Consider the following 1,437-nt stretch of genomic DNA (forward strand, 5'->3'; position numbering starts at 1 on the left):
CTAGTAGGACTCCGTTAAGTTGCTCTGGCTCTCGGGTTCTGGCTGGTGGGGGTTGTTCTGGGCAGGGGTTGGTGGCAGGTGGTGCAGGTGCCGGTCCAGCAGTTCAGCAGGTCCTGGATGGTGTCGAGGATCTGGTAGAGGGTGAGTCCGCTGTATCGGCTTTTGGGGACAGGCGCTGTTCGGTGAGGAAGGCGTGGGCGGCGGTGACCAGGGTGACGTGATGGTGCCAGCCCGTCCAGGAACGTCCCTCGAAGTGGTCCAGGCCGAGACCGTGCTTGAGTTCCCGGTAGTCGTGCTCGATCCGCCAGCGGATCTTCGCGAGGCGGACCAGCTCGGCGATCGGGGTGTCGGCGGGCAGGTTGGACACCCAGTAGTCGGTGGGTGCTTCGGCGCCTGCGGGCCATTCGGCCAGCAGCATGACCTCGGGCAGGGCACCGTCCCAGGAGCCGTCCCGTGCGGTGGCGGCGGCCTGGGCAAGGCGTCGGGACTTGATCCCCGCCGGCCGCACCCGCAGTGCCAGGAAGTGCGAGCGCATCGGCCCGCGGGAGCCTTCCCGCCAGGTCACCTCGGTGAAGGCCTGCCGACCGTGGCGGGCGGCCACCGCGGCCACCGCGGACGGCTTGCCGCGGTAGCGGGGCTGCGGCTTGCGGCCGTTGCCGGACCAGGCGGGGGCCGTGGGCACCGCATCATGCGGGTGGACGGTCACATCCGAGCGGATCGCCACCACGTAGCCGATGCCCCGCTCGCTCAGCCCGTCGCGGAAGTCGGCGTTCTGCCCGTAGCCGGCGTCGGCCACCACCACCGGCGGAACAAGGCCCCACCCAGCCAGCTCGTCGATGGTGTCCAGCGCCAGACGCCACTTCTCCCGATGCCCGACCTCCTCAGGAATCCCCGTCCTGCGCCGACGCAGGGCATCGTCGGCCCACTCCTCAGGCACGAACAGCCGCCACTGCAGCGGACAGGACGCGGTGTCGGAGACCGCGTGCACGCTCACCGCGACCTGGCAGTTGGCCTGCTTGCCCAGGGCTCCGCAGTACTGATGCGCGACCGCCACCGACATCCGGCCGTCCTTGGGAAACGACACATCATCGACCGCCCAGGCATCCGGGCTCACAAGCGGCGCCATCCGCTGCGCGATCCGCCGCCGCACCGGCACCGGATCCCACGTCGACTGGTTCACGAACTGCTGCAGGTTCTGCTCGTTGCCGTCCGACAGCCGCTGGGCCATCGGCTGGATCGACTTGCGCCGCCCGTCCAGCATCAGCCCCCGCAGATAGCAGTCACCCTTCGCCCGCTGATCCTTGCGCGGCACCGAGGCGAACACATCAGCCACGAATAACGCCAACTTCGCCCGAGCACGGTTCACTTCATGTGCGTCCACGCCTCCAGCATGCCCCCGAACAGTGCCGCGAGACAGACCTAACGGAGTCCTACTAG

Annotated in this window: 1 protein-coding gene; it reads right to left on the reverse strand. The window is 68.9% G+C overall.

Features of this window, described 5'->3' with window-relative positions; translation table 11 throughout:
* Positions 1-103: 103 nt before the first annotated feature.
* Positions 104-1,381: an IS701 family transposase gene (locus ACIRR9_RS55975; RefSeq protein ID WP_403769828.1), complete on the reverse strand. Its 1,278-nt coding sequence runs from the start codon at positions 1,379-1,381 to the stop codon at positions 104-106.
* Positions 1,382-1,437 lie beyond the last annotated feature (56 nt).

Origin of the sequence: Streptomyces sp. NPDC101234 (genome assembly GCF_044767525.1) — a bacterium.
Classification (GTDB): Bacteria; Actinomycetota; Actinomycetes; order Streptomycetales; family Streptomycetaceae; genus Streptomyces; species Streptomyces sasae.